Consider the following 19,450-nt stretch of genomic DNA (forward strand, 5'->3'; position numbering starts at 1 on the left):
CCGTTATGAAGAGCGGTGATTGCGGTTATCGTCGTGGCGGCGCCAGTCCGGCTGCTGCACATCCAGAATGGTTTCCAGTGCCGAGATGCGCTGTTCCAGCCGGTTGGCCAGCGCCAGCGCATCTTCCATCTGCAGGCGTTCTTCCGCGGATAATCCCCGGTTGAGCCGTGACTGTGTCCAGTAATGCAGGATCAGCCAGACTGGCGCCACCAGCGCCAGAAACACCACCGCAGGTACAAAAAAGAACATCATCAGTGACATTAATGTTCACTCCTCTGGTTTGTCATACTGGCTTTCAGTGCCTCCAGCTCAGACTCAACCTTATCGTTACGCGTCAGTTCGGTAAATTCATCGTGCAAGGTGCGTGTACGGCCCAGATCCTGCGCCTCAACCTCAGCTTCCATGTTATCCATCTTGCGTTCATAGGCTTCGAATTTACGGAATGCCTCTTCCAGTTTTTCCCGGTTGCTGCTGCGACGAATGTCCATGCGTGAACGGCTGGTCTGTTCCCGCGCCAGCAGAGACTGCTGTTTCGCTTTGGCATCATCGAGTTTCTGCTGCAGCTGACTGATCTCTTCATTCAGCACACACAGCTGATCCTCTATCACTTTTAGCTCACGCCCGGCCAATTGCAATGTTTCTTCAACCGCCTGTTTTTCTGCCAGCGCAGCCCGGGCCAGATCATCCCGGCCTTTACTCAGTGCCAGGCGGGCTTTGTGTTCCCAATCGAGCACGTCAGATTGCAGACGCTGCAGACGTCGTTCCTGTTCCTTGCGGTCTGCCAGTACGCGTGCAGAACTGGTGCGCACTTCCACCAGTGTTTCTTCCATCTCCTGAATCATCATCCGGACCATCTTGGCCGGGTCTTCGGCGCGATCCAGCAGCGCGGTCAGGTTGGAATTAATGATGTCGCTGAAACGAGAAAAGATACCCATGATGAACTCCTGTTTACGGATTGACCTCTATAACAGAGCGAAAGTCATGCCACTTTTATAACTGGCTGTTTTTACATCGGTTTACTTTTGATGCATAAAAAATAGCCACTCTCTGGTTAAATAATTGGCTATATTGACCATGTTTATAGTCAATAAAACCAAATCAGGCGGATTCTATGACCACTCCCAAACAGCATGTGATCGGCAGTTCCGAAATCTGGCATCAGGTCTTGCAGCAGGCGTCGCAGCTGGCACCGCTGAACCGTCCCGTATTGCTCATTGGTGAACGCGGTACCGGCAAAGAACTGATTGCTGAACGCCTTCACTATCTGTCAAAACGTTGGCAGCAGCCTTACTTGCAGGTCAATTGTGCGGCGATGCAGGAAAACCTGCTGGAGTCAGAATTGTTCGGTCACGAAGTGGGGTCATTTACCGGTGCTACCCGCAGTCGGGAAGGGCTGTTTGAGCGTGCGGATGGTGGCACCTTGTTTCTGGATGAACTGGCGACAGCCAGTCTGCAAGTGCAGGAAAAATTACTGCGGGTCATTGAATATGGTCGTTTCGAGCGACTGGGCGGCAGTAAAACCCTGCGGGTGGATGTCAGGGTCGTGGCCGCCTGTAACGAAGATCTGCCGGCGCTGGTCGGGCAGGGGCGTTTCCGGGGTGACTTGCTGGATCGGCTGGCATTTGATGTGCTGAATCTGCCACCACTGCGTTACCGCAAAGAGGATATCGCCGAGCTTGCAGAGCATTTTGCGCTGCGGATGTGTCTGGAGCTGGGGTATGACTATTTCTCCGGGTTCACGGTACATGCACTGCAGCAACTGATGGAGCATGACTGGCCGGGTAATGTGCGTGAGCTGAAAAATGTGGTCGAACGCAGTATCTACCGGCATGCAGATCCGGCAAAGCCAGTTGCCGATATCGTGCTGGATCCCTTTGCCAGTCCGTGGCGGACGTCATCTGCCATGATTTCACCTTCTGTCATTCCGGTATCAGCAGAACCGCATATATCACCTGTTTTGCAGACCTGCGATCTGAAAACCGAACTGGCCCGGCTGGAGCAGCGTCTGATCCTGCAGGCATTGCAACAGCAGCATTTTCATCAGCGCCGCACGGCGCAGGCGCTGGGTGTGAGTTACGATCAATTGCGGGCGGCACTGCGCAAATATCCGCATCTTTTAACTAAGCGAAGCAGTAACGAAGGTTGATGTCATTTAACGCTGATCTGTGTGTAGGATATTTGCCATAGTTTCTGTGCGTATAATCCGTTTTTATTGTGATGAAAGAAGATGATTTTGATTTTATCTTGATGAATATAAATATCTTTTTAAGAGTTGAAATCCATTCTCAATGCTTTTTTCGCTGAATATTCAACCTCCGCTTTCCGGATAACAAACTACTATTAGTCATAAGGAAACCGACAGCGGGGTAATATGAGTCGTTGTTCAGGAAGAGATAAGTAGGACCCCTGCCGGAGGCGGGTTTAAAGGACATCAGAAGGATCTGATGATAGCCGGTGACGGAACAGCGGTTATGCAGGAAGCAGAGCGGGAATGTGAGCCCACGGATGGAATGATGCCTGCAAGGAAGCCTGCGCTGTACGCAAGAAAAAATGCTATATGTTTCACGTAAAGCAATCTTCGGTTTAGGCAACCGATGCCTGTGGAGGGGGTGACATGAAGTCGCCCCTTTGTTTTTTGTGCTACTTTTTTGATCTGTACCGGCATGGCTGAACGGTAATGATGTTTAAATTATGCATCATTATCCAATCAGGAGTTTGTTATGAGTCAATCAGTACACGGTCACGACGTGATGCATATGATGCTGGAGCTGGGTGGTCAGTTCACCCGCGACAGTCTGAAGTCCGCTATTGAAACCCGCTTTGGTGCTGATACCCGTTTTCATACCTGCAGCGCGGAAGATATGACAGCGGAACAGCTGATCGACTTCCTGCAGGCAAAAGGCAAATTTGTTGCCTCCGATGCCGGTTTTAACACTCGTGAAGAACATATCTGCCAGCACTGATCACTCAGTTGCAGATTTGGTAGCCGGGCAAGGTGCTCATCACACCGCCCGGTTCTTGCGGTTTTTCAGAAATCAAACCGGTAGTAAATGTTATACGATTCGATCCCTGCATTATCGGAGCTGATACCTGCATTCGAATAATGTAAAGCCTGTGCGCCGATGGTATGACGCTGATAAAAGCGGATGCCGAAACCAAACCGATCTTCGAAATTGACACTGGAACCCAGTTCCCGATCTTCTATCTTATTCCGGCTGAAGGCTGCCAGACCAATACCGGCCTCAATAAACGGTTGAACGTCGGCACCACGCGCCCCAAATTCCCAGGTCAGTACTGGTGATGCGGACAAGCTATGGGTATTGACCTTATCCTGACTGTCCCAGTAGGTATAACCTACCGTCCAGTAACCACTCAGCCGGCCTGCTTCTGTCTCAAACCAACTTTGCTGCCAGGGAAACTGTATACCGGTACGATAAGTCATGGTGCTGTCCCCGGAATGACCCAAAGCCAGAGATAGATCTGCTGCCGAACTTGCGGCACTGATAAACATCGCCATGCTACTCAGCAGGATGGTTACAGACCTGATCGGAGTAACAGAAGTAATCGACATGATGCGCCTCCTGCGAAACAGAAAATTCTCTCACACTGTGTTGTGTGGATTTTCCTTATTTAAGTATAGGTTTGTTCCGGGATAATGCTGTTGTGCCGACTTACATCGCCTGCTGTTATAGGTTTTGCTAGACTGTTGCCGGTTTAGCCATTTTTTCTTTTGTCTTTCTTTCGGATTACAGCATATGAGTGTGATTACAGCGGCAGTAATGCTATTTCTGATTATGGATCCTGTTGGTAACCTGCCGGTATTCTTGTCAATTCTGCGGCATCTTCCGGCAGAACGTCGCCGCAAGGTGATGATCCGGGAATTACTGATTTCTCTGGCGGTCATGCTGCTTTTCCTGTTTACCGGTCAGGAGTTGCTGAATCTGCTGAACCTGAAGCAGGAGGCGGTCAGTATTGCCGGTGGCATCGTACTGTTCCTGATCGCGTTGCGGATGATTTTTCCCGGTCAGGGTGGTGTGACCGGTTTGCCGGAGGGTGAGGAGCCGCTGATTGTACCCATGGCGATCCCGATGATTGCCGGCCCCTCGATTCTGGCAGCACTGGTGCTGTTGTCTCATCAGTATCCGGATCAGATGACCGATTGGGTTCTGGCGTTATTGCTGTCGTGGGGGGCGTCAGCTGTGATCCTGATGTTCTATGAACAGGTGCATAAACTACTGGGCGAACGAGTGCTGACTGCCATGGAACGTCTGATGGGGATGCTGCTGGTGATGATTTCAGTACAGATGTTGCTGGATGGCGCTGTGCAATATTTACATCGCTGATAACGGAACAGTAATAAAAAAGGAGGCTTGATCGCCTCCTTTGTCGTGTGCGGTTACAGACTAACCCGTATTGCGCATACCGGCTGCAATACCGGCAATGGTCACCATTAATGCCTGGTCAACCTGCGGATTCACTTCATCCGGTGTCGCACGTGAACGATGCAGCAGTTCAACCTGCAGTACGTTCAGCGGGTCGGTGTAGGGATTACGCAACTTGATGGATTCTTTGATCCATGGCTGATCATCCAGTAACTCACCGCGTTTAGGCAGCAGTTGCAGCACCACATTGATGGAGTCCTGCAATTCCTGACGTAACCGTTTGCCTAACGGCCACAGGTTTTCAGGTGCCAGACGCAGGTCATAGTATTCAGCCAGCCACAGATCCGCTTTCAGGAATACCATTTCCAGCATTTCCAGACGGGTATGGAAGAATGGCCATTGCTGATCCATCTCTTTCAGCAGGTCTTCTTTACCTTCATCCATCACTGCCTGCAGCGCCACATGAGCACCCAGCCAGGATGGCAGCATCAGACGGTTCTGTGTCCAGGCGAAGATCCACGGAATGGCACGTAGCGATTCAACGCCACCATTCGGCTTACGTTTGGATGGACGTGAACCCAGCGGCAGTTTGCCCAATTCCATTTCCGGCGTAGCGGCACGGAAGTAAGGTACAAAGTCAGGTTCATCACGGACGATACTGCGATAATGCTGGCAGGAAATTTCTGACAGCTTATCCATGACGTCATACCACGCTGCTTCCGGTTTCGGCGGTGGCAGCAGGTTCGCTTCCAGTACCGCACTGGTATAGAGCTTGAAGTTATGAATCGCCACTTCCGGCAAACCAAACTTGAAGCGGATCATTTCGCCCTGTTCAGTGACACGGAAACCACCTTTCAGTGATCCCGGAGGCTGAGACAAAATCGCCTGATGTGCTGGTCCGCCGCCACGGCCGATAGTGCCGCCACGACCATGGAACAGCGTCAGTTTGAGATCTTCACGTTCTGCAATGGCGACCAGATCTTCCATCGCGCGATATTGTGCCCAGCCCGCTGACATCATGCCGGCATCTTTCGCCGAGTCAGAGTAACCGATCATCACATATTGCTGACCGCGGATGTAATTACGGTACCATTCAACAGACAGCAGACGGTTCAATACAGCGGCCGCATTCTGCAGGTCATTCTGGGTTTCGAACAGTGGCGCAATCGGCATATGGAATTTACAGCCGACTTCTTTCAGCAGTAATTGCACCGCTAATACGTCGGATGGCTGACGCGCCATAGAAATAATGTAGATACCAAAGGCATCCGGATCGGTTTGTGCAATCACGCGGCAGGTATCAACAACTTCCTGTGATTCGGCACTTGGCTGCCAGTTGGCCGGCAGTAACGGACGACGGGAGGCCAGTTCTTTCAGCAGGAACTCTTGCTTCTCGGTTTCGCGCCATTCTGCGTAATCGCCCAGTTCCAGATACTGGGTCAGCTCAGACAACACCTGACCATGACGCTCGCCATCCTGACGGATATCCAGTTTCAGCAGATTAACGCCGAAGCAGGCCAGCTTGCGCAGCACATCCAGCAACATGCCATCCGCAATGATGCTCATGCCGCAGGACTGCAGAGAGCGGTAGCACAGCTCCAGAGGTTCGCGCAGTTGTTCGGTGCGGGTGATCAAATCGCGGTTTTCGGTGTACTGACCTTGCAGCTTCGCGGTGACCGCCTGTTGCGTTTCGCGCAGTGAATCACGAACGACACGCAGGATCGCGCGATAAGGCTCGCTGCATTCGCCGACGCGCTGACGCAGTTCTTCATTACAGTCGGTCATCGACAGTTCAGATACCAGCTCCTGAATATCGGTCAGGAACAGGTTGATCGCCACCCAGCGGGAAAGCAGCAGCACTTCCTGGGTCACTTTTGCGGTCACGAACGGGTTACCGTCACGGTCACCACCCATCCAGGATGCAATACGGACAGGATGCGCACGCAGCGGTAAGCGGATACCAAAGTTTTCCTGCAAACGATCATCCAGCTGACGCAGGAATAACGGTATGGCAGGCCACAGGTTATTCTCGATAACCGCAAAGCCCCATTTGGCTTCATCAACCGGTGTCGGGCGCTGCTCGCGAATTTCATTGGTATGCCATGACTGGTTTACCAGCTGTTCAATGCGGTGCTGGATAAATTTGCATTCACGCGGCGTCAGATCCTGCAGCTCCAGCTCTTCCAGACATTCGTTCAGCTGAACGTGTTTGTGGATCAGGGTCCGGCGGGTGACTTCAGTCGGATGCGCAGTCAGTACCAGTTCAATATCCAGTTCGCAGACGGTATCAATGATTTCCTGTTCGGATAAATTGGCATTTTTTAATTTATCGAACAGGCTATCCAATGGATCCAGAGTCGTATGCAGTTCACCCTGACGTGACATCGAGTGAAATTGTTCTGCTACGTTGGCCAGATTCAGAAATTGGCTGAATGCACGCGCGACAGGTAATAATTCGTCATCACTCAGGTTCTTTAATGTAGTTATCAGTTTTTGTCTGTCTTCTTCGTTACCCTGACGGGACGATTTAGCCAGCTGACGAATATTTTCTATCTTGTCGAGAAACTCATCGCCAAGATGCTCCTTGATGGTTTTGCCCAGTAGATGGCCAAGCATGCCAACATTACCGCGCAACGCCGCGTACATATCGTTCATTATGTGTCGTCCTTTCAAAAATAGCGGGGCATACAGCCTTGGCCCCGCAAGCAATCCCAATTATCAGTAATCTTACTGGCAGATCAATTAGTGAGCGCCGTTAAAACGCAAAAAAATGCACGGTGGTAGCTATAAGCAGAAACGCTGTACCAAATGACGCAATAATTCCGTCGTCGGTTTAACAAACGACAGATCGAGGTACTCATCCGGCTGGTGAGCCTGGGCGATATGACCGGGTCCCATCACGATCGTTTCGCAGCCGAGCTGCTGAATAAACGGGGCTTCGGTACAGTAGTTAACGACTTCCGCCTGATTTCCGCTTAATTGTTCCGCTTCTTTAACCAGCAGCGAGTTCTCATCACAACCATAAGGCGGAACCGGCTCATGCAGATGCGTCAGACTGATCGCCCCCGGGAACTCCGCTTCTACAGGTGCCAGGTGACGTTTTAATTCCGCAATCAAATCTTCCGGCATCACACCAGGGATCGGACGCAGATCGATACAGAGTTCACAGCCGCCGCAAATGCGGTTCGCACTGTCACCACCATGAATACTGCCCAGATTCAGCGTCGGGTAGGGCACGTCAAAGTGCGCGTTATGGTATTTCTGTTTCAGTTCCTGTTGCATGATCAGTACTTGGGTCAGCACTTTATGCATGATTTCAATGGCATTGACGCCATTGGCCGGATTAGACGAATGCCCACTTTTCCCTGTCACCCGGATGGCTTCCGACATATGCCCTTTATGCATAAAAACAGGCACCAGACCGGTCGGTTCACCGATCACCGCATAATCCGGTCGTATCGGATGGGTATCCGCAATCGCCTTGGCACCAGCCATACTGGTTTCTTCGTCAGCGGTAGCCAGGATCCGTAATGGTTTTTTCAGCTGAGTTAAATCAATATCTTTCAGGGCTTCAACGATAAAAACGAAAAAGCCTTTCATATCTATAGTTCCGAGACCATAGATACGATCACCGTCCTGTGTCAGCTGGAAAGGATCTTTCTGCCAGCGACCGGCATCAAAGGGTACGGTATCTGTGTGCCCGGCAAGGAGCAGTCCGCCATCACCACTACCAATAGTGGCAATCAGATTGAATTTTCCTGCAGTGCCGGGAACAGGGGTAATATCTATCTGCATACCTAATTTTTCAAACCAGGAAGCCAGCAGTTCAATTACACTCTGATTACTTTGATCCCAGGCAGGATCTGTGCTGCTGATGGATGGCAGCGCGATAATATCGCGGTACATCTGAAAAAAATCGAGATTACTCATGTTTCCTCCTTGCGCGGCACAGTTTAATTTGGTAAATAATAGAAATGCAATCGAAATGCATAAATATTAACTTCTGAAGGCGATCTATAGCGACTTCAGTCACAGGGCACCAAATATGTTCATTCAGCAATTTTTCATCGAACGACGATATATTTCTGTTTGAATCTGCCACACTATGTGCCGCAGAAGTCCGCATTTCACTTCGCTATGAATTAATCTGAATTGAGATAAATGGAAAGCGCTATGCTTAATGTCGTAATTATTGGTGCCAGTGGCTACGCCGGGGCTGAATTAGCCTTATTAGTACATAAACATCCTGAGCTTAACCTGAAAGGACTCTATGTGTCTGCAGGCAGTCAGGATGCCAACAAACCTTTTTCTGCATTGCATCCGCAGTGCCTGGGCCTGGTCGATCTGCCGGTAAAACCGTTAGATGAAGCTGGCATGCTGGAAGCCAAAACCGGTACCGATCTGGTCTGTCTGGCTACTGCACATGAAGTCAGTATGAACCTGGCACCGCAATTCCTGGATGCAGGCATTCCGGTGTTTGATCTGTCCGGTGCTTTCCGTGTGCAACAGGATGGTTTCTACGATAAATATTACGGTTTCACTCATGATCAACCGGAATGGTTGGCTAAGGCTGTTTATGGTCTGGCAGAGTGGAATGCAGAGCAAATCAAGAAAACTGATCTGGTCGCGGTTGCTGGCTGTTACCCGACCGCATCACTGCTGGCGCTGAAACCGTTGATGGAAGCCGGTCTGATCAAGGCGGATACCACACCAATCATCAATGCCGTATCCGGTGTTTCCGGTGCTGGCCGTAAAGCCGCTATCGGTACCAGCTTCTGCGAAGTCAGTCTGAACCCGTACGGTGTTTTCAATCACCGTCATCAGCCGGAAATCAGTTATCACCTGGGTGGTAAAGTGGTATTCCAGCCACATCTTGGTAATTTTGTACGCGGCATTCTGGCGACTATTTATGTACAGCTGGCCGACGGCGTTACTGCTGAACAGATTGATGCCGCTTATCAGCAGGCTTACAGCCACAGCCCGATTGTGCGTTTAAGCAAACAATGGCCTTCTATTCGTAGTGTTGCCGGTACCCCATTCTGTGATCTGCACTGGCAAATGCAGGACGGATTGCTGATTGTTGGTTCTGCGATCGATAACTTGTTGAAAGGTGCCTCTTCTCAGGCGCTGCAATGTATTAACCTGCGGTTCGGTTTTGCACCAACCACTGGCTTGATGTAAGTACAAGGAAAGTAGCAATGACACAACAAGTTCCATTGATCATCAAACTCGGTGGTGCCTTACTGGAAACTGAAGGCGCGCTGACTGCGTTTATTGGCGGCATTCAACATTTCCTGAAACAGTATCCGCGTCCGCTGGTGCTGGTTCACGGCGGCGGTTGTCTGGTTGATGACCTGCTGAAAGCCTTGGGTAAAACCAGCACCAAGAAAAATGGTCTGCGGGTTACGCCATTCGATCAGATCCCTTACGTTGTAGGTGCTCTGGCCGGTACCGCTAATAAGCAGATGATGGCAGAAGCGATTGCACAAGGACTGAATCCGGTTGGTTTAAGTCTGGCGGATGGTGGTCTGTGTGAAGTGACCCAGCTTGATCCTGAACTGGGCGCGGTGGGTGATTGCAAACCGAAGAATCCGGCACTGCTGAAAGCGCTGCTGGCACAGGACTTCCTGCCGGTGATCAGCTCTATCGGTATTACCGCGCAAGGTCAGCTGATGAATGTGAATGCGGATCAGGCGGCGATCGCACTGGCAGAATTGCTGGATGCCGATCTGCTCATGCTGTCGGATGTCGTTGGTATTCTGGATGCCAACAAACAGCTTATCCCTGAACTGGACCCGGCTAAAACAGAACAACTGATCGCAGATGGTGTGATTACTGACGGTATGGCGGTTAAGGTTAAAGCCGCACTGCAGGTTTCCGCTGCGATACAAAAACCGATTGTGGTTGCCAGCTGGCGTGACCCTGAACTGTTAGTGAAGCTCGCTAATGGTGAAGCAGCAGGTACTCGTCTTCAAGCTTAATCAATGGATTGTTAAGGAGCGCAGCGATGCGTCATCTGTTAGATACTACTGAGTTCAATAAAAGCGAATTAGAAGCCCTGATTGCATTAGGTCGGGAAATGAAAGCGAATCCGGCGGCATTCCGTACCGGGCTGGCTGGCAAAAACATCGTCACACTGTTTGAAAAACAGTCGCTGCGTACCCGCGTGACCTTTGATATTGGCATCAATCGTCTCGGTGGCCATGCGGTATATCTGGATCAGCAGAATGGCGTTATGGGCCAGCGTGAATCAGTAAAAGATTTCGCGATGAACCTGTCCCGCTGGTGTGATGGTATTGTTGCCCGCGTATTTGATCATAAAACCTTACTGGGTTTACGCGAACATGCCACTGTACCGGTCGTGAACTCGCTGTGTAACCTGTATCATCCATGTCAGGCACTGGCAGATTTCATGACCATTGCTGAAAACTACGATGACCTGAGCAAAGTGAAACTGGCCTATCTGGGGGATGGCAATAATGTTGCGCACTCCCTGCTGATCACCGGGGCCATTCTGGGTACGGATGTAACCGTGGTATCGCCAAAAGGTTCAGGTCCGGATGCTCAAATCTTTAATCTGGCAGCTGAGCTGGCACGTCAATCCGGCGCTAAACTGGCGGTCACTGACAACTGTGCGGATATTCGTGGTTTTGATGTGGCGTACACGGATACCTGGGTTTCCATGGGTGACAATACCCCGATGGACGCAGTAAAAGACAAGTTTATGCCATATCAGATCAATCAGGCATTACTGGATAACACCGGTATTCGTCATGTATTACACTGCCAGCCTGCTCACCGCGAACTGGAAATCACTTCGGAAGTGATGGATGGACCGGCTTCACTGATAATGGATGAAGCGGAAAACCGCATGCATATTCAAAATGCCATCCTGCATACCTTAATCAATCAAGCATAATTCTGAGAGGAGTCATCAAAAGTGACTCCTCTTAACTTCATTGCCTCGCTACACTAAGCAATATCGTAAGAGTTAAAAAGGAACCTGACATGGCTTTATGGGGTGGACGTTTCAGCCAGGCGGCTGATACCCGATTCAAACAATTCAATGATTCACTGCGTTTTGACTATCGTCTGGCTGAGCAGGATATCGTCGGCTCCATTGGCTGGTCAAAAGCATTGGTCAGTGTTGGGATCCTGACTGCAGAAGAACAAGCAAAACTGGAAGTCGCCTTGCTGGCATTAAAAGCCGAAGTCGAAGCTGACCCGGAGCAGATCCTGCGTTCTGATGCAGAAGATATTCACTCTTGGGTTGAAGGCAAACTGATCGAGCGGGTAGGTGATCTGGGTAAGAAATTACATACCGGTCGTAGCCGTAATGACCAGGTAGCAACTGACCTGAAACTGTGGTGCAAACAACAGGGCAATCTGCTGCTGGACAGCATTCACGGCCTGCAGACCAAGCTGGTGGCTACCGCCCGTCAGTATCAAACCACCGTTTTACCGGGTTACACCCATCTGCAGCGCGCTCAACCAGTGACGTTTTCTCACTGGGCATTAGCTTATGTAGAAATGCTGGATCGTGACTACTCCCGTCTGCAGGATGCGCTGAAACGCCTGAATACCAGCCCGCTGGGCTCCGGCGCGCTGGCTGGTACCGCTTATGCGATTGACCGCCAGGTGCTAGCTCTGGATCTTGGTTTCGACCGTGCTACCCGCAACAGTCTTGATTCCGTTTCTGATCGTGACCATGTTATTGAACTGATGAGTTCTGCCGCGTTATCCATGATCCATTTATCCCGTTTTGCCGAAGATTTGATCTTCTACGCCTCAGGCGAAGCGGGTTTCATCGAGTTATCGGATAAAGTAACCTCCGGTTCATCACTGATGCCGCAGAAGAAAAATCCGGATGCGCTGGAACTGATCCGTGGTAAAACAGGCCGTGTTGCCGGTGCCCTGAACGGTATGCTGATGACACTGAAGGCGCTTCCTTTAGCCTATAACAAAGACATGCAGGAAGATAAAGAAGGCCTGTTTGATGCGCTTGATACCTGGCATGACTGTCTGGATATGGCGCAACTGGTGCTGGAAGATCTGAAAGTCAACGAACCAGTCACCAAAGCAGCAGCGATGGGCGGTTATTCCAATGCCACTGAATTAGCTGATTACCTGGTTGCAAAAGGTATTCCGTTCCGCGAAGCTCACCATATTGTAGGTGAAGCCGTGGTGTATGCCATTACTCAGCAGAAGCCACTGGAAGATCTGAGCGTTGCCGAATTTAAGCAATTCAATGCGGTGATAGCAGACGATGTATACCCAATTCTGTCTTTGGAATCCACGCTGGCAAAACGTCAGGCGCTGGGTGGTGTTTGTGCGGAACAGATTGCCTTTGCATTACAACAAGCAGAGCAACATCTGAGTACCCGCCATAAATAGATTTGAGAGAGAAGTGTGCCAGTAAAAAGAGAGCATTTGCTCTCTTTTTTGTTTGTGGAATTTGTGCACTAAACCGTCAATAAAACTTGCACTGAAAATTAAGAACCGTATAATACGTCAGCTTGCTAATACCAAGCTGAGCTATATGCTCCGGTGTCAGATATATCGACACCCCAACAGTCCCTCCGATTGGGAGGGAAACACGAAGAAACAACCTCCGGGTCGGAATAAAACGATCTCGGGCGGTATTGTTTCATGTTCTTTTTGCCATCTGGAGCTCTGGTCCATGCAGAACCAAAGAATCCGTATCCGCCTGAAGGCTTTCGATCATCGTTTGATCGACCAGTCTACTGCGGAAATCGTAGAAACTGCCAAACGCACTGGTGCACAGGTACGTGGTCCTATTCCACTGCCAACTCGCAAAGAGCGTTTCACTGTACTGATTTCTCCACACGTGAACAAAGATGCTCGTGATCAGTACGAAATCCGCACTCACAAGCGTCTGGTTGATATCGTTGAACCGACAGACAAGACCGTAGACGCTCTGATGCGTCTGGATCTGGCTGCCGGCGTTGACGTCCAGATCAGCTTGGGTTAATTCGGAAAGAGGTTGATAGACAATGACTCTCGGTCTTGTAGGTCGCAAATTGGGTATGACTCGCGTTTTCACTGAAGACGGCGTATCTATTCCAGTGACTGTTATTGAAGTAGAAGCCAACCGTGTTACCCAGCTGAAAACTCTGGAAACTGACGGTTACACCGCTGTTCAGGTAACAACTGGTGTTAAAAAGGCAAGCCGCCTGACTAAAGCTGAAGCTGGCCATTTCGCCAAAGCTGAAGTAGAAGCAGGTCGCGGTCTGTGGGAATTCCGTCTGAACGACGGCGAAGGTGCTGACTTAACTGTTGGTTCTGAGCTGAAAGTAGACATTTTCGCTGACGTTAAAAAAGCAGACGTTACTGGTATCTCTAAAGGTAAAGGCTTTGCTGGCGTTGTTAAACGTTGGAACTTCCGCACCCAAGACATGACCCATGGTAACTCGCGTTCACATCGTGTTCCGGGTTCTATCGGTCAAAACCAGTCTCCGGGTAAAGTGTTCAAAGGCAAAAAAATGGCTGGCCATTTGGGTTGTGAACGTGTAACCGTTCAGAGCCTGGATATTGTTCGCGTTGATGTTGAACGTAACCTGCTGCTCATCAAAGGTGCAGTGCCAGGTGCGACCAACGGCGACGTTATCGTCAAGCCTGCCGTTAAAGCGTAACGTCTGAGGAGATAGTAATGGAATTGGTATTGAAAGACGCGCAGAGCGCTCTTCAGGTTTCCGAAACTACCTTCGGTCGTGAGTTCAACGAAGCTCTGGTTCACCAGGTAGTCGTTGCCTATGCTGCTGGAGCCCGTCAGGGTACTCGCGCGCAGAAGACTCGCTCTGAAGTGTCTGGCGGCGGTAAGAAACCGTGGCGTCAGAAAGGTACTGGCCGTGCTCGTGCTGGTACTATCCGTTCGCCAATTTGGCGTGGCGGTGGTGTGACATTTGCTGCTAAACCGCAAGATCACAGCCAGAAAGTAAACCGTAAAATGTATCGTGGTGCGATTCAAAGCATCCTGTCTGAGCTGGTTCGTCAGGACCGTCTGGTAGTTGTAGAGAAATTTGGTGTTGACGCTCCGAAAACTAAAGAGCTGCTGACCAAACTGCAAGCACTGGATCTGAAAGACGTGCTGATCGTTACCCCAGAAGTTGAAGAAAATCTGTTCCTGGCTGCACGTAACCTGTACAAGGTTGACGTACGCGATGTGACAGGTATTGATCCGGTTAGCCTGATCGCCTTCGACAAGGTACTGATGACTGCTGATGCAGTGAAGCAAATCGAGGAGATGCTGGCATGATCCGTGAAGAGCGTCTACTAAAAGTTCTGAAGGCTCCGCACATCTCTGAAAAGAGCACCATGGTAGCTGAAAAACTGAATACTATCGTATTCAAAGTTGCTACTGATGCTACTAAAGCAGAAATCAAAGCGGCAGTTGAAAAACTGTTCGAAGTTAAGGTTGAAGCTGTTCGTACCCTGAACGTTGTTGGCAAGACCAAACGTACTGGGTCACGTATGGGCCGTCGTTCCGATTGGAAAAAAGCCTATGTGACTCTGGTTGAAGGTCAGGACATCGACTTCGTGGGCGGCGCTGCCGAGTAAGAGGAGTTTAAAAAATGGCAATCGTAAAATGTAAGCCTACCTCTCCGGGCCGTCGTCACGTCGTTAAAGTCGTCACACCGGAGCTGCACAAGGGTAAACCGTTTGCTGGTCTGCTGGAAGAAAAGCGTAAGACTGGTGGTCGTAATAACAACGGTCGTATCACTACCCGTCATATCGGTGGTGGTCACAAACAGCATTATCGTCTGATTGACTTCAAACGCAACAAAGACGGTATCCCAGCTAAGATCGAACGTCTGGAATATGATCCAAACCGTTCTGCTAACATCGCACTGGTGTTGTACGCAGATGGTGAGCGTCGTTACATTCTGGCACCGAAAAATCTGAAAGCTGGCGATCCAATCGTTTCTGGTGTGGATGCGCCAATCAAAGCTGGTAATGCGTTGCCAATGCGTAATATCCCGGTTGGTACTACTGTTCACGCAGTAGAAATGAAACCAGGTAAAGGCGCACAGATCGCTCGTTCTGCTGGTGCAAGCGTACAGATCCTGGCGCGTGAAGGTGCATATGTAACCTTACGCCTGCGTTCAGGTGAAGTTCGTAAAGTTCTGGCTGAATGCCGTGCTACTGTTGGTGAAGTTGGCAATGCTGAGCATATGCTGCGTCAATTGGGTAAAGCTGGTGCTAATCGCTGGCGTGGTATTCGTCCTACCGTTCGTGGTATGGCGATGAACCCGGTTGACCATCCACACGGTGGTGGTGAGGGTCGCAACAAAGGTATCCAGCCTGTATCCCCATGGGGTACTCCGGCTAAAGGTTATCGCACCCGTAGCAACAAGCGCACTGACAAGTACATCGTACGTCGTCGTAATAAGTAATTCTTATATAGAGGAATCGCCATGCCACGTTCTCTCAAGAAGGGTCCATTTATTGACCTGCACTTGCTGAAGAAGGTTGAGAAAGCGGTGGAAAGCGCGGACAAAAAGCCTATCAAGACTTGGTCCCGTCGTTCAATGATCATTCCAGATATGATTGGTTTGACCATCGCTGTCCATAATGGTCGTCAGCACGTACCCGTTTATGTATCCGACGAAATGGTTGGACATAAACTGGGTGAATTTGCACCGACTCGTACTTATCGCGGTCATGCCGCTGATAAGAAGGCCAAGAAGAAATAAGGGGTAAATGATGGAAGCTATCGCTAAACACCGTTTCGCCCGGACTTCTGCACAGAAAGCCCGCCTGGTTGCTGATCAGGTCCGTGGTTTGCCTGTGGATCGGGCCTTGAACCTGTTGGCTTTCAGCCCGAAAAAGGCTGCTGAGCTGATCAAAAAGGTTCTGGAGTCTGCTGTTGCTAATGCTGAGCATAACGAAGGCGCGGATATCGACACCCTGAAAGTGCAAACTATCATGGTTGACGAAGGTCCATCTTTGAAGCGTATTCGTGCTCGTGCTAAAGGCCGTGCAGACCGTATCGTCAAGCGTACTGCCCACATCACTGTGGTGGTATCCGACGCTAAGGCTGGGAGATAAGCAATGGGTCAGAAAGTTCATCCGAATGGTATCCGTTTAGGGATTACCAAACCGTTTAACTCTACCTGGTATGCAAATACCAAAGAGTTTGCAGACAATCTGCACGGTGATTTTCAGGTGCGTCAGTATCTGACCAAAGAGCTGAAAGCAGCTTCTTTGTCTCGCATTGTTATTGAACGTCCAGCTAAAAGTATTCGCGTAACTATCCACACTGCCCGTCCAGGCGTAGTGATTGGTAAGAAAGGTGAAGATGTTGAGAAACTGCGCAAGCAAATCGCCAGCATTGCTGGTGTGCCTGCACAAATCAACATTGCTGAAGTTCGTAAGCCAGAGTTGGACTCTCAGCTGGTTGCTGACAGTATCTCCTCTCAGCTGGAACGTCGTGTTATGTTCCGTCGCGCTATGAAGCGTGCGGTACAAAACGCAATGCGTCTGGGTGCCAAGGGTATCAAAGTTGAAGTTAGCGGCCGTTTAGGTGGTGCAGAAATCGCACGTACTGAATGGTATCGTGAAGGTCGTGTACCTCTGCACACACTGCGTGCAGACATTGACTATGCTACCTCTGAAGCACACACCACTTATGGTGTTATCGGTGTTAAGGTATGGATCTTCAAAGGTGAAGTCCTGGGCGGTCTGGCTGCTGTTACTGCTGCAGCTGCAGCTGCACAGCAAGAGCCGGCTCCTGCCAAGCCGAAACGCAAACCGCGTGGTGCTAAGTAAGGAGAACCGGTAAATGTTGCAACCAAAGCGTACAAAGTTCCGTAAGGTTCATAAAGGCCGTAACCGCGGTCTGGCTAATGCAGGTAGCGATGTATCCTTCGGTACCTATGGCCTGAAAGCGGTAACTCGTGGCCAGCTGACTGCTCGTCAGATCGAAGCTGCACGTCGTGCGATGACTCGTGCTGTTAAGCGTCAAGGTAAGATTTGGATCCGTGTTTTCCCGGACAAACCAATCACCGAAAAACCGCTTGAAGTGCGTATGGGTAAAGGTAAGGGTAACGTAGAATATTGGGTTGCCTTGATCCAGCCTGGCAAAGTGCTGTACGAGATGGACGGTGTACCGGAAGAGACAGCGCGTGAAGCATTTGCGCTGGCAGCCGCTAAACTGTCTGTTAAGACCACCTTTGTAATTCGGACGGCAATGTGATGAAAGCTCAAGATCTGCGTCAAAAAAGTGTGGAAGAGCTGAAAACTGAGCTGCTGGGCCTGCTGCGTGCGCAGTTTAATCTGCGTATCCAGAAGAGCACTGGTCAGCTGAACCAGACTCACACTATCAAACAAGTACGTCGCGACATCGCGCGCGTCAAAACTGTACTGAACGAGAAGGCAGGTGCGTAATGACTGATCAAATCCGTACTCTGCAAGGTCGTGTAGTTAGTGACAAAATGGACAAGTCCATTACTGTAGCTATTGAACGTAAGGTAAAACACCCAATGCTTGGGAAAATTATCGTGCGCACAACCAAGCTGCATGTCCATGATGAAAACAACGAATGCAAGACTGGCGACCTGGTGGAAATCCGCGAGTGTCGTCCATTGTCCAAGACCAAGTGTTGGACTCTGGTATCCGTTGTAGAGAAAGCCTAATCATCGATTAGGATTGGAATGTGAGCGGCCCTTTATCTGGGCCGCTCATTTTTTGGCTATGACTTTGTTTGGTGCTGTGATATTATGCTGCGCCTTTCAAAGGTAGCCAGATGCCCACATTTTGTGGGAAGTAGTTATTTAGCGGAGCACTAACATGATCCAAATGCAAAGTATGCTGGACGTCGCCGACAACTCCGGCGCACGCAGCGTAATGTGTATTAAGGTTCTGGGTGGTTCGCACCGCCGTTATGCCGGTGTCGGCGACATCATCAAAGTTTCCATCAAAGAAGCAATTCCGCGTGGAAAAGTGAAAAAAGGTGATGTGTACAATGCGGTGGTCGTTCGCACCCGTAAAGGCGTTCGCCGTCAGGATGGTTCTTTGATCCGTTTTGATCGCAACGCGGCTGTGCTGTTGAACAACCAACATCAGCCGATCGGTACTCGTATCTTCGGCCCAGTGACTCGTGAACTGCGTAATGATAAGTTCATGAAGATCGTGTCCCTGGCCCCGGAAGTACTGTAAGGAGCACAGAACATGGCAGCAAAAATCCGTCGTGAAGACGAAGTAATTGTTTTGACCGGTAAAGACAAAGGCAAACGTGGCAAAGTCACTAAAGTCTTGGTTGAACAGGGCAAAGTAATTGTTGAAGGCATCAACGTGAAGAAAAAACATCAGAAGCCTGTTCCGGCTTTAGGTGTTGCTGGCGGTATCGTTAGCAAAGAAGCAGCTGTTGATGTATCAAATGTAGCGCTTTTCAACCCTGCTACTGGCAAGGGAGATCGCGTTGGTTTCCGATTTGAAGATGGTAACAAAGTTCGTTTCTTCAAATCTAACGGTGAACTTGTAAAGTAATTGGAGTTTAACGATGGCGAAACTGCATGATACCTACAGACAAACTGTAGTCCAGGAACTGATGAACCAGTTCGGCTACAATTCTGTCATGCAAGTCCCTCGGATCGAGAAGATCACCCTAAACATGGGTGTCGGTGAAGCCTTGGCTGATAAAAAAGTACTGGAAAATGCTGCTGGTGATTTAGCTGCAATTTCTGGTCAAAAGCCACTGATCACCAAAGCACGCAAATCTGTTGCGGGCTTCAAGATTCGTGAAGGCTACCCGATCGGTTGTAAAGTAACCCTGCGCGGCGAGCGTATGTGGGAGTTTTTGGAGCGCTTGATTTGCATCTCTATGCCACGTATTCGTGACTTCCGTGGTGTTAGTGCTAAGTCCTTTGATGGTCGTGGCAACTACTCTATGGGCGTACGTGAGCAAATCATCTTCCCCGAAATCGACTACGATAAAGTCGATAAAGTACGTGGTCTGGATATCACTATCACAACGACTGCGAAGACTGACGAGGAAGGCCGTGCTCTGCTGGCTGCCTTTAGCTTCCCATTCCGTAAGTAAGGTGTAG

At 50.0% G+C, this 19,450-nt stretch carries 26 protein-coding genes; 21 read left to right on the forward strand and 5 right to left on the reverse strand.

The features are described 5' to 3' along the window. Positions 1-3: 3 nt before the first annotated feature. Both pspB and pspA read right to left on the reverse strand, forming a co-directional pair. The gene (gene pspB, locus TOLA_RS00455) at positions 4-261 is read right to left on the reverse strand and encodes an envelope stress response membrane protein PspB (RefSeq protein WP_012728316.1); all 258 of its coding nucleotides are present in this window, start codon (positions 259-261) and stop codon (positions 4-6) included. Beyond that, positions 261-935 carry a phage shock protein PspA gene (gene pspA, locus TOLA_RS00460; protein ID WP_012728317.1) on the reverse strand — a complete coding sequence of 225 codons (675 nt, stop codon included), beginning with the start codon at positions 933-935 and terminating at the stop codon, positions 261-263. Before pspA ends, pspB begins: the two co-directional genes overlap by 1 nt. A 176-nt stretch (positions 936-1,111) precedes the next feature. Here pspA and pspF point away from each other — a divergent pair, with 176 nt between their 5' ends. Both pspF and TOLA_RS00470 read left to right on the forward strand, forming a co-directional pair. Further along, the gene (gene pspF / locus TOLA_RS00465) at positions 1,112-2,146 is read left to right on the forward strand and encodes a phage shock protein operon transcriptional activator (RefSeq protein ID WP_012728318.1); all 1,035 of its coding nucleotides are present in this window, start codon (positions 1,112-1,114) and stop codon (positions 2,144-2,146) included. 574 nt (positions 2,147-2,720) lie between these two features. Then, entirely contained in the window at positions 2,721-2,963 is a 243-nt protein-coding gene (locus TOLA_RS00470; RefSeq protein WP_012728319.1) for a YecH family metal-binding protein, read from the forward strand. 65 nt (positions 2,964-3,028) lie between these two features. Here the strand turns inward: TOLA_RS00470 and TOLA_RS00475 are convergent, their stop codons facing one another. After that, a complete protein-coding gene (locus TOLA_RS00475) occupies positions 3,029-3,571 on the reverse strand; it encodes an acyloxyacyl hydrolase (protein ID WP_012728320.1) in 543 nt (180 codons plus the stop codon). A gap of 184 nt (positions 3,572-3,755) precedes the next feature. Between TOLA_RS00475 and TOLA_RS00480 the strand changes: the two genes are divergently transcribed. Continuing rightward, a complete protein-coding gene (locus TOLA_RS00480; RefSeq protein ID WP_012728321.1) occupies positions 3,756-4,343 on the forward strand; it encodes a YhgN family NAAT transporter in 588 nt (195 codons plus the stop codon). Positions 4,344-4,403: 60 nt separating this feature from the next. Here TOLA_RS00480 and ppc read toward each other — a convergent pair whose 3' ends face one another. Further along, complete coding sequence (gene ppc, locus TOLA_RS00485) at positions 4,404-7,037, reverse strand: phosphoenolpyruvate carboxylase (RefSeq protein WP_012728322.1); 2,634 nt, start codon at positions 7,035-7,037, stop codon at positions 4,404-4,406. 129 nt (positions 7,038-7,166) lie between these two features. Next, the gene (argE, locus tag TOLA_RS00490; RefSeq protein WP_012728323.1) at positions 7,167-8,312 is read right to left on the reverse strand and encodes an acetylornithine deacetylase; all 1,146 of its coding nucleotides are present in this window, start codon (positions 8,310-8,312) and stop codon (positions 7,167-7,169) included. Positions 8,313-8,555: 243 nt separating this feature from the next. On the opposite strand from argE, the gene argC reads away from it, so the two are divergent. The 18 genes from argC (at position 8,556) to rplE (ending at position 19,443) form a co-directional block, all read left to right on the forward strand. Next, positions 8,556-9,563, forward strand: coding sequence for an N-acetyl-gamma-glutamyl-phosphate reductase (gene argC / locus TOLA_RS00495; RefSeq protein ID WP_012728324.1), 1,008 nt, complete (start codon positions 8,556-8,558; stop codon positions 9,561-9,563). A gap of 17 nt (positions 9,564-9,580) precedes the next feature. After that, positions 9,581-10,363, forward strand: a complete 783-nt coding sequence (argB, locus tag TOLA_RS00500) for an acetylglutamate kinase (RefSeq protein WP_012728325.1) — start codon at positions 9,581-9,583, stop codon at positions 10,361-10,363. 26 nt (positions 10,364-10,389) lie between these two features. After that, the gene (locus TOLA_RS00505; protein WP_012728326.1) at positions 10,390-11,301 is read left to right on the forward strand and encodes an ornithine carbamoyltransferase; all 912 of its coding nucleotides are present in this window, start codon (positions 10,390-10,392) and stop codon (positions 11,299-11,301) included. 89 nt (positions 11,302-11,390) lie between these two features. After that, positions 11,391-12,776, forward strand: a complete 1,386-nt coding sequence (gene argH / locus TOLA_RS00510) for an argininosuccinate lyase (protein WP_012728327.1) — start codon at positions 11,391-11,393, stop codon at positions 12,774-12,776. A gap of 286 nt (positions 12,777-13,062) precedes the next feature. Further along, on the forward strand, positions 13,063-13,374 hold the full coding sequence (rpsJ, locus tag TOLA_RS00515; RefSeq protein ID WP_005307944.1) for a 30S ribosomal protein S10: 312 nt from the start codon (positions 13,063-13,065) through the stop codon (positions 13,372-13,374). A gap of 22 nt (positions 13,375-13,396) precedes the next feature. Then, positions 13,397-14,035 carry a 50S ribosomal protein L3 gene (gene rplC / locus TOLA_RS00520; RefSeq protein ID WP_012728328.1) on the forward strand — a complete coding sequence of 213 codons (639 nt, stop codon included), beginning with the start codon at positions 13,397-13,399 and terminating at the stop codon, positions 14,033-14,035. 17 nt (positions 14,036-14,052) lie between these two features. Continuing rightward, the gene (gene rplD, locus TOLA_RS00525; RefSeq protein WP_012728329.1) at positions 14,053-14,658 is read left to right on the forward strand and encodes a 50S ribosomal protein L4; all 606 of its coding nucleotides are present in this window, start codon (positions 14,053-14,055) and stop codon (positions 14,656-14,658) included. Beyond that, the gene (gene rplW / locus TOLA_RS00530; protein ID WP_012728330.1) at positions 14,655-14,960 is read left to right on the forward strand and encodes a 50S ribosomal protein L23; all 306 of its coding nucleotides are present in this window, start codon (positions 14,655-14,657) and stop codon (positions 14,958-14,960) included. The genes rplD and rplW overlap by 4 nt, the downstream gene beginning before the upstream one ends. A 14-nt stretch (positions 14,961-14,974) precedes the next feature. Next, the gene (gene rplB, locus TOLA_RS00535; protein ID WP_012728331.1) at positions 14,975-15,796 is read left to right on the forward strand and encodes a 50S ribosomal protein L2; all 822 of its coding nucleotides are present in this window, start codon (positions 14,975-14,977) and stop codon (positions 15,794-15,796) included. A gap of 21 nt (positions 15,797-15,817) precedes the next feature. Continuing rightward, on the forward strand, positions 15,818-16,096 hold the full coding sequence (gene rpsS, locus TOLA_RS00540) for a 30S ribosomal protein S19 (RefSeq protein WP_012728332.1): 279 nt from the start codon (positions 15,818-15,820) through the stop codon (positions 16,094-16,096). 10 nt (positions 16,097-16,106) lie between these two features. Next, the gene (gene rplV, locus TOLA_RS00545; RefSeq protein WP_024872127.1) at positions 16,107-16,451 is read left to right on the forward strand and encodes a 50S ribosomal protein L22; all 345 of its coding nucleotides are present in this window, start codon (positions 16,107-16,109) and stop codon (positions 16,449-16,451) included. Between the two features lie 3 nt (positions 16,452-16,454). After that, positions 16,455-17,171 carry a 30S ribosomal protein S3 gene (rpsC, locus tag TOLA_RS00550; RefSeq protein ID WP_012728334.1) on the forward strand — a complete coding sequence of 239 codons (717 nt, stop codon included), beginning with the start codon at positions 16,455-16,457 and terminating at the stop codon, positions 17,169-17,171. A gap of 13 nt (positions 17,172-17,184) precedes the next feature. Next, complete coding sequence (rplP, locus tag TOLA_RS00555) at positions 17,185-17,598, forward strand: 50S ribosomal protein L16 (protein WP_012728335.1); 414 nt, start codon at positions 17,185-17,187, stop codon at positions 17,596-17,598. Continuing rightward, positions 17,598-17,789, forward strand: coding sequence for a 50S ribosomal protein L29 (rpmC, locus tag TOLA_RS00560; protein ID WP_012728336.1), 192 nt, complete (start codon positions 17,598-17,600; stop codon positions 17,787-17,789). Before rplP ends, rpmC begins: the two co-directional genes overlap by 1 nt. Next, positions 17,789-18,037, forward strand: coding sequence for a 30S ribosomal protein S17 (rpsQ, locus tag TOLA_RS00565; RefSeq protein ID WP_012728337.1), 249 nt, complete (start codon positions 17,789-17,791; stop codon positions 18,035-18,037). The genes rpmC and rpsQ overlap by 1 nt, the downstream gene beginning before the upstream one ends. 154 nt (positions 18,038-18,191) lie before the next feature. Then, the gene (gene rplN, locus TOLA_RS00570) at positions 18,192-18,560 is read left to right on the forward strand and encodes a 50S ribosomal protein L14 (protein ID WP_012728338.1); all 369 of its coding nucleotides are present in this window, start codon (positions 18,192-18,194) and stop codon (positions 18,558-18,560) included. 12 nt (positions 18,561-18,572) lie between these two features. Further along, positions 18,573-18,890 carry a 50S ribosomal protein L24 gene (gene rplX, locus TOLA_RS00575; RefSeq protein WP_012728339.1) on the forward strand — a complete coding sequence of 106 codons (318 nt, stop codon included), beginning with the start codon at positions 18,573-18,575 and terminating at the stop codon, positions 18,888-18,890. A gap of 13 nt (positions 18,891-18,903) precedes the next feature. Then, positions 18,904-19,443, forward strand: coding sequence for a 50S ribosomal protein L5 (gene rplE, locus TOLA_RS00580; protein ID WP_012728340.1), 540 nt, complete (start codon positions 18,904-18,906; stop codon positions 19,441-19,443). The last annotated feature ends 7 nt before the right edge of the window (positions 19,444-19,450 follow it).

It is taken from the genome of Tolumonas auensis DSM 9187 (assembly GCF_000023065.1).
Taxonomy (GTDB): domain Bacteria; phylum Pseudomonadota; class Gammaproteobacteria; order Enterobacterales; family Aeromonadaceae; genus Tolumonas; species Tolumonas auensis.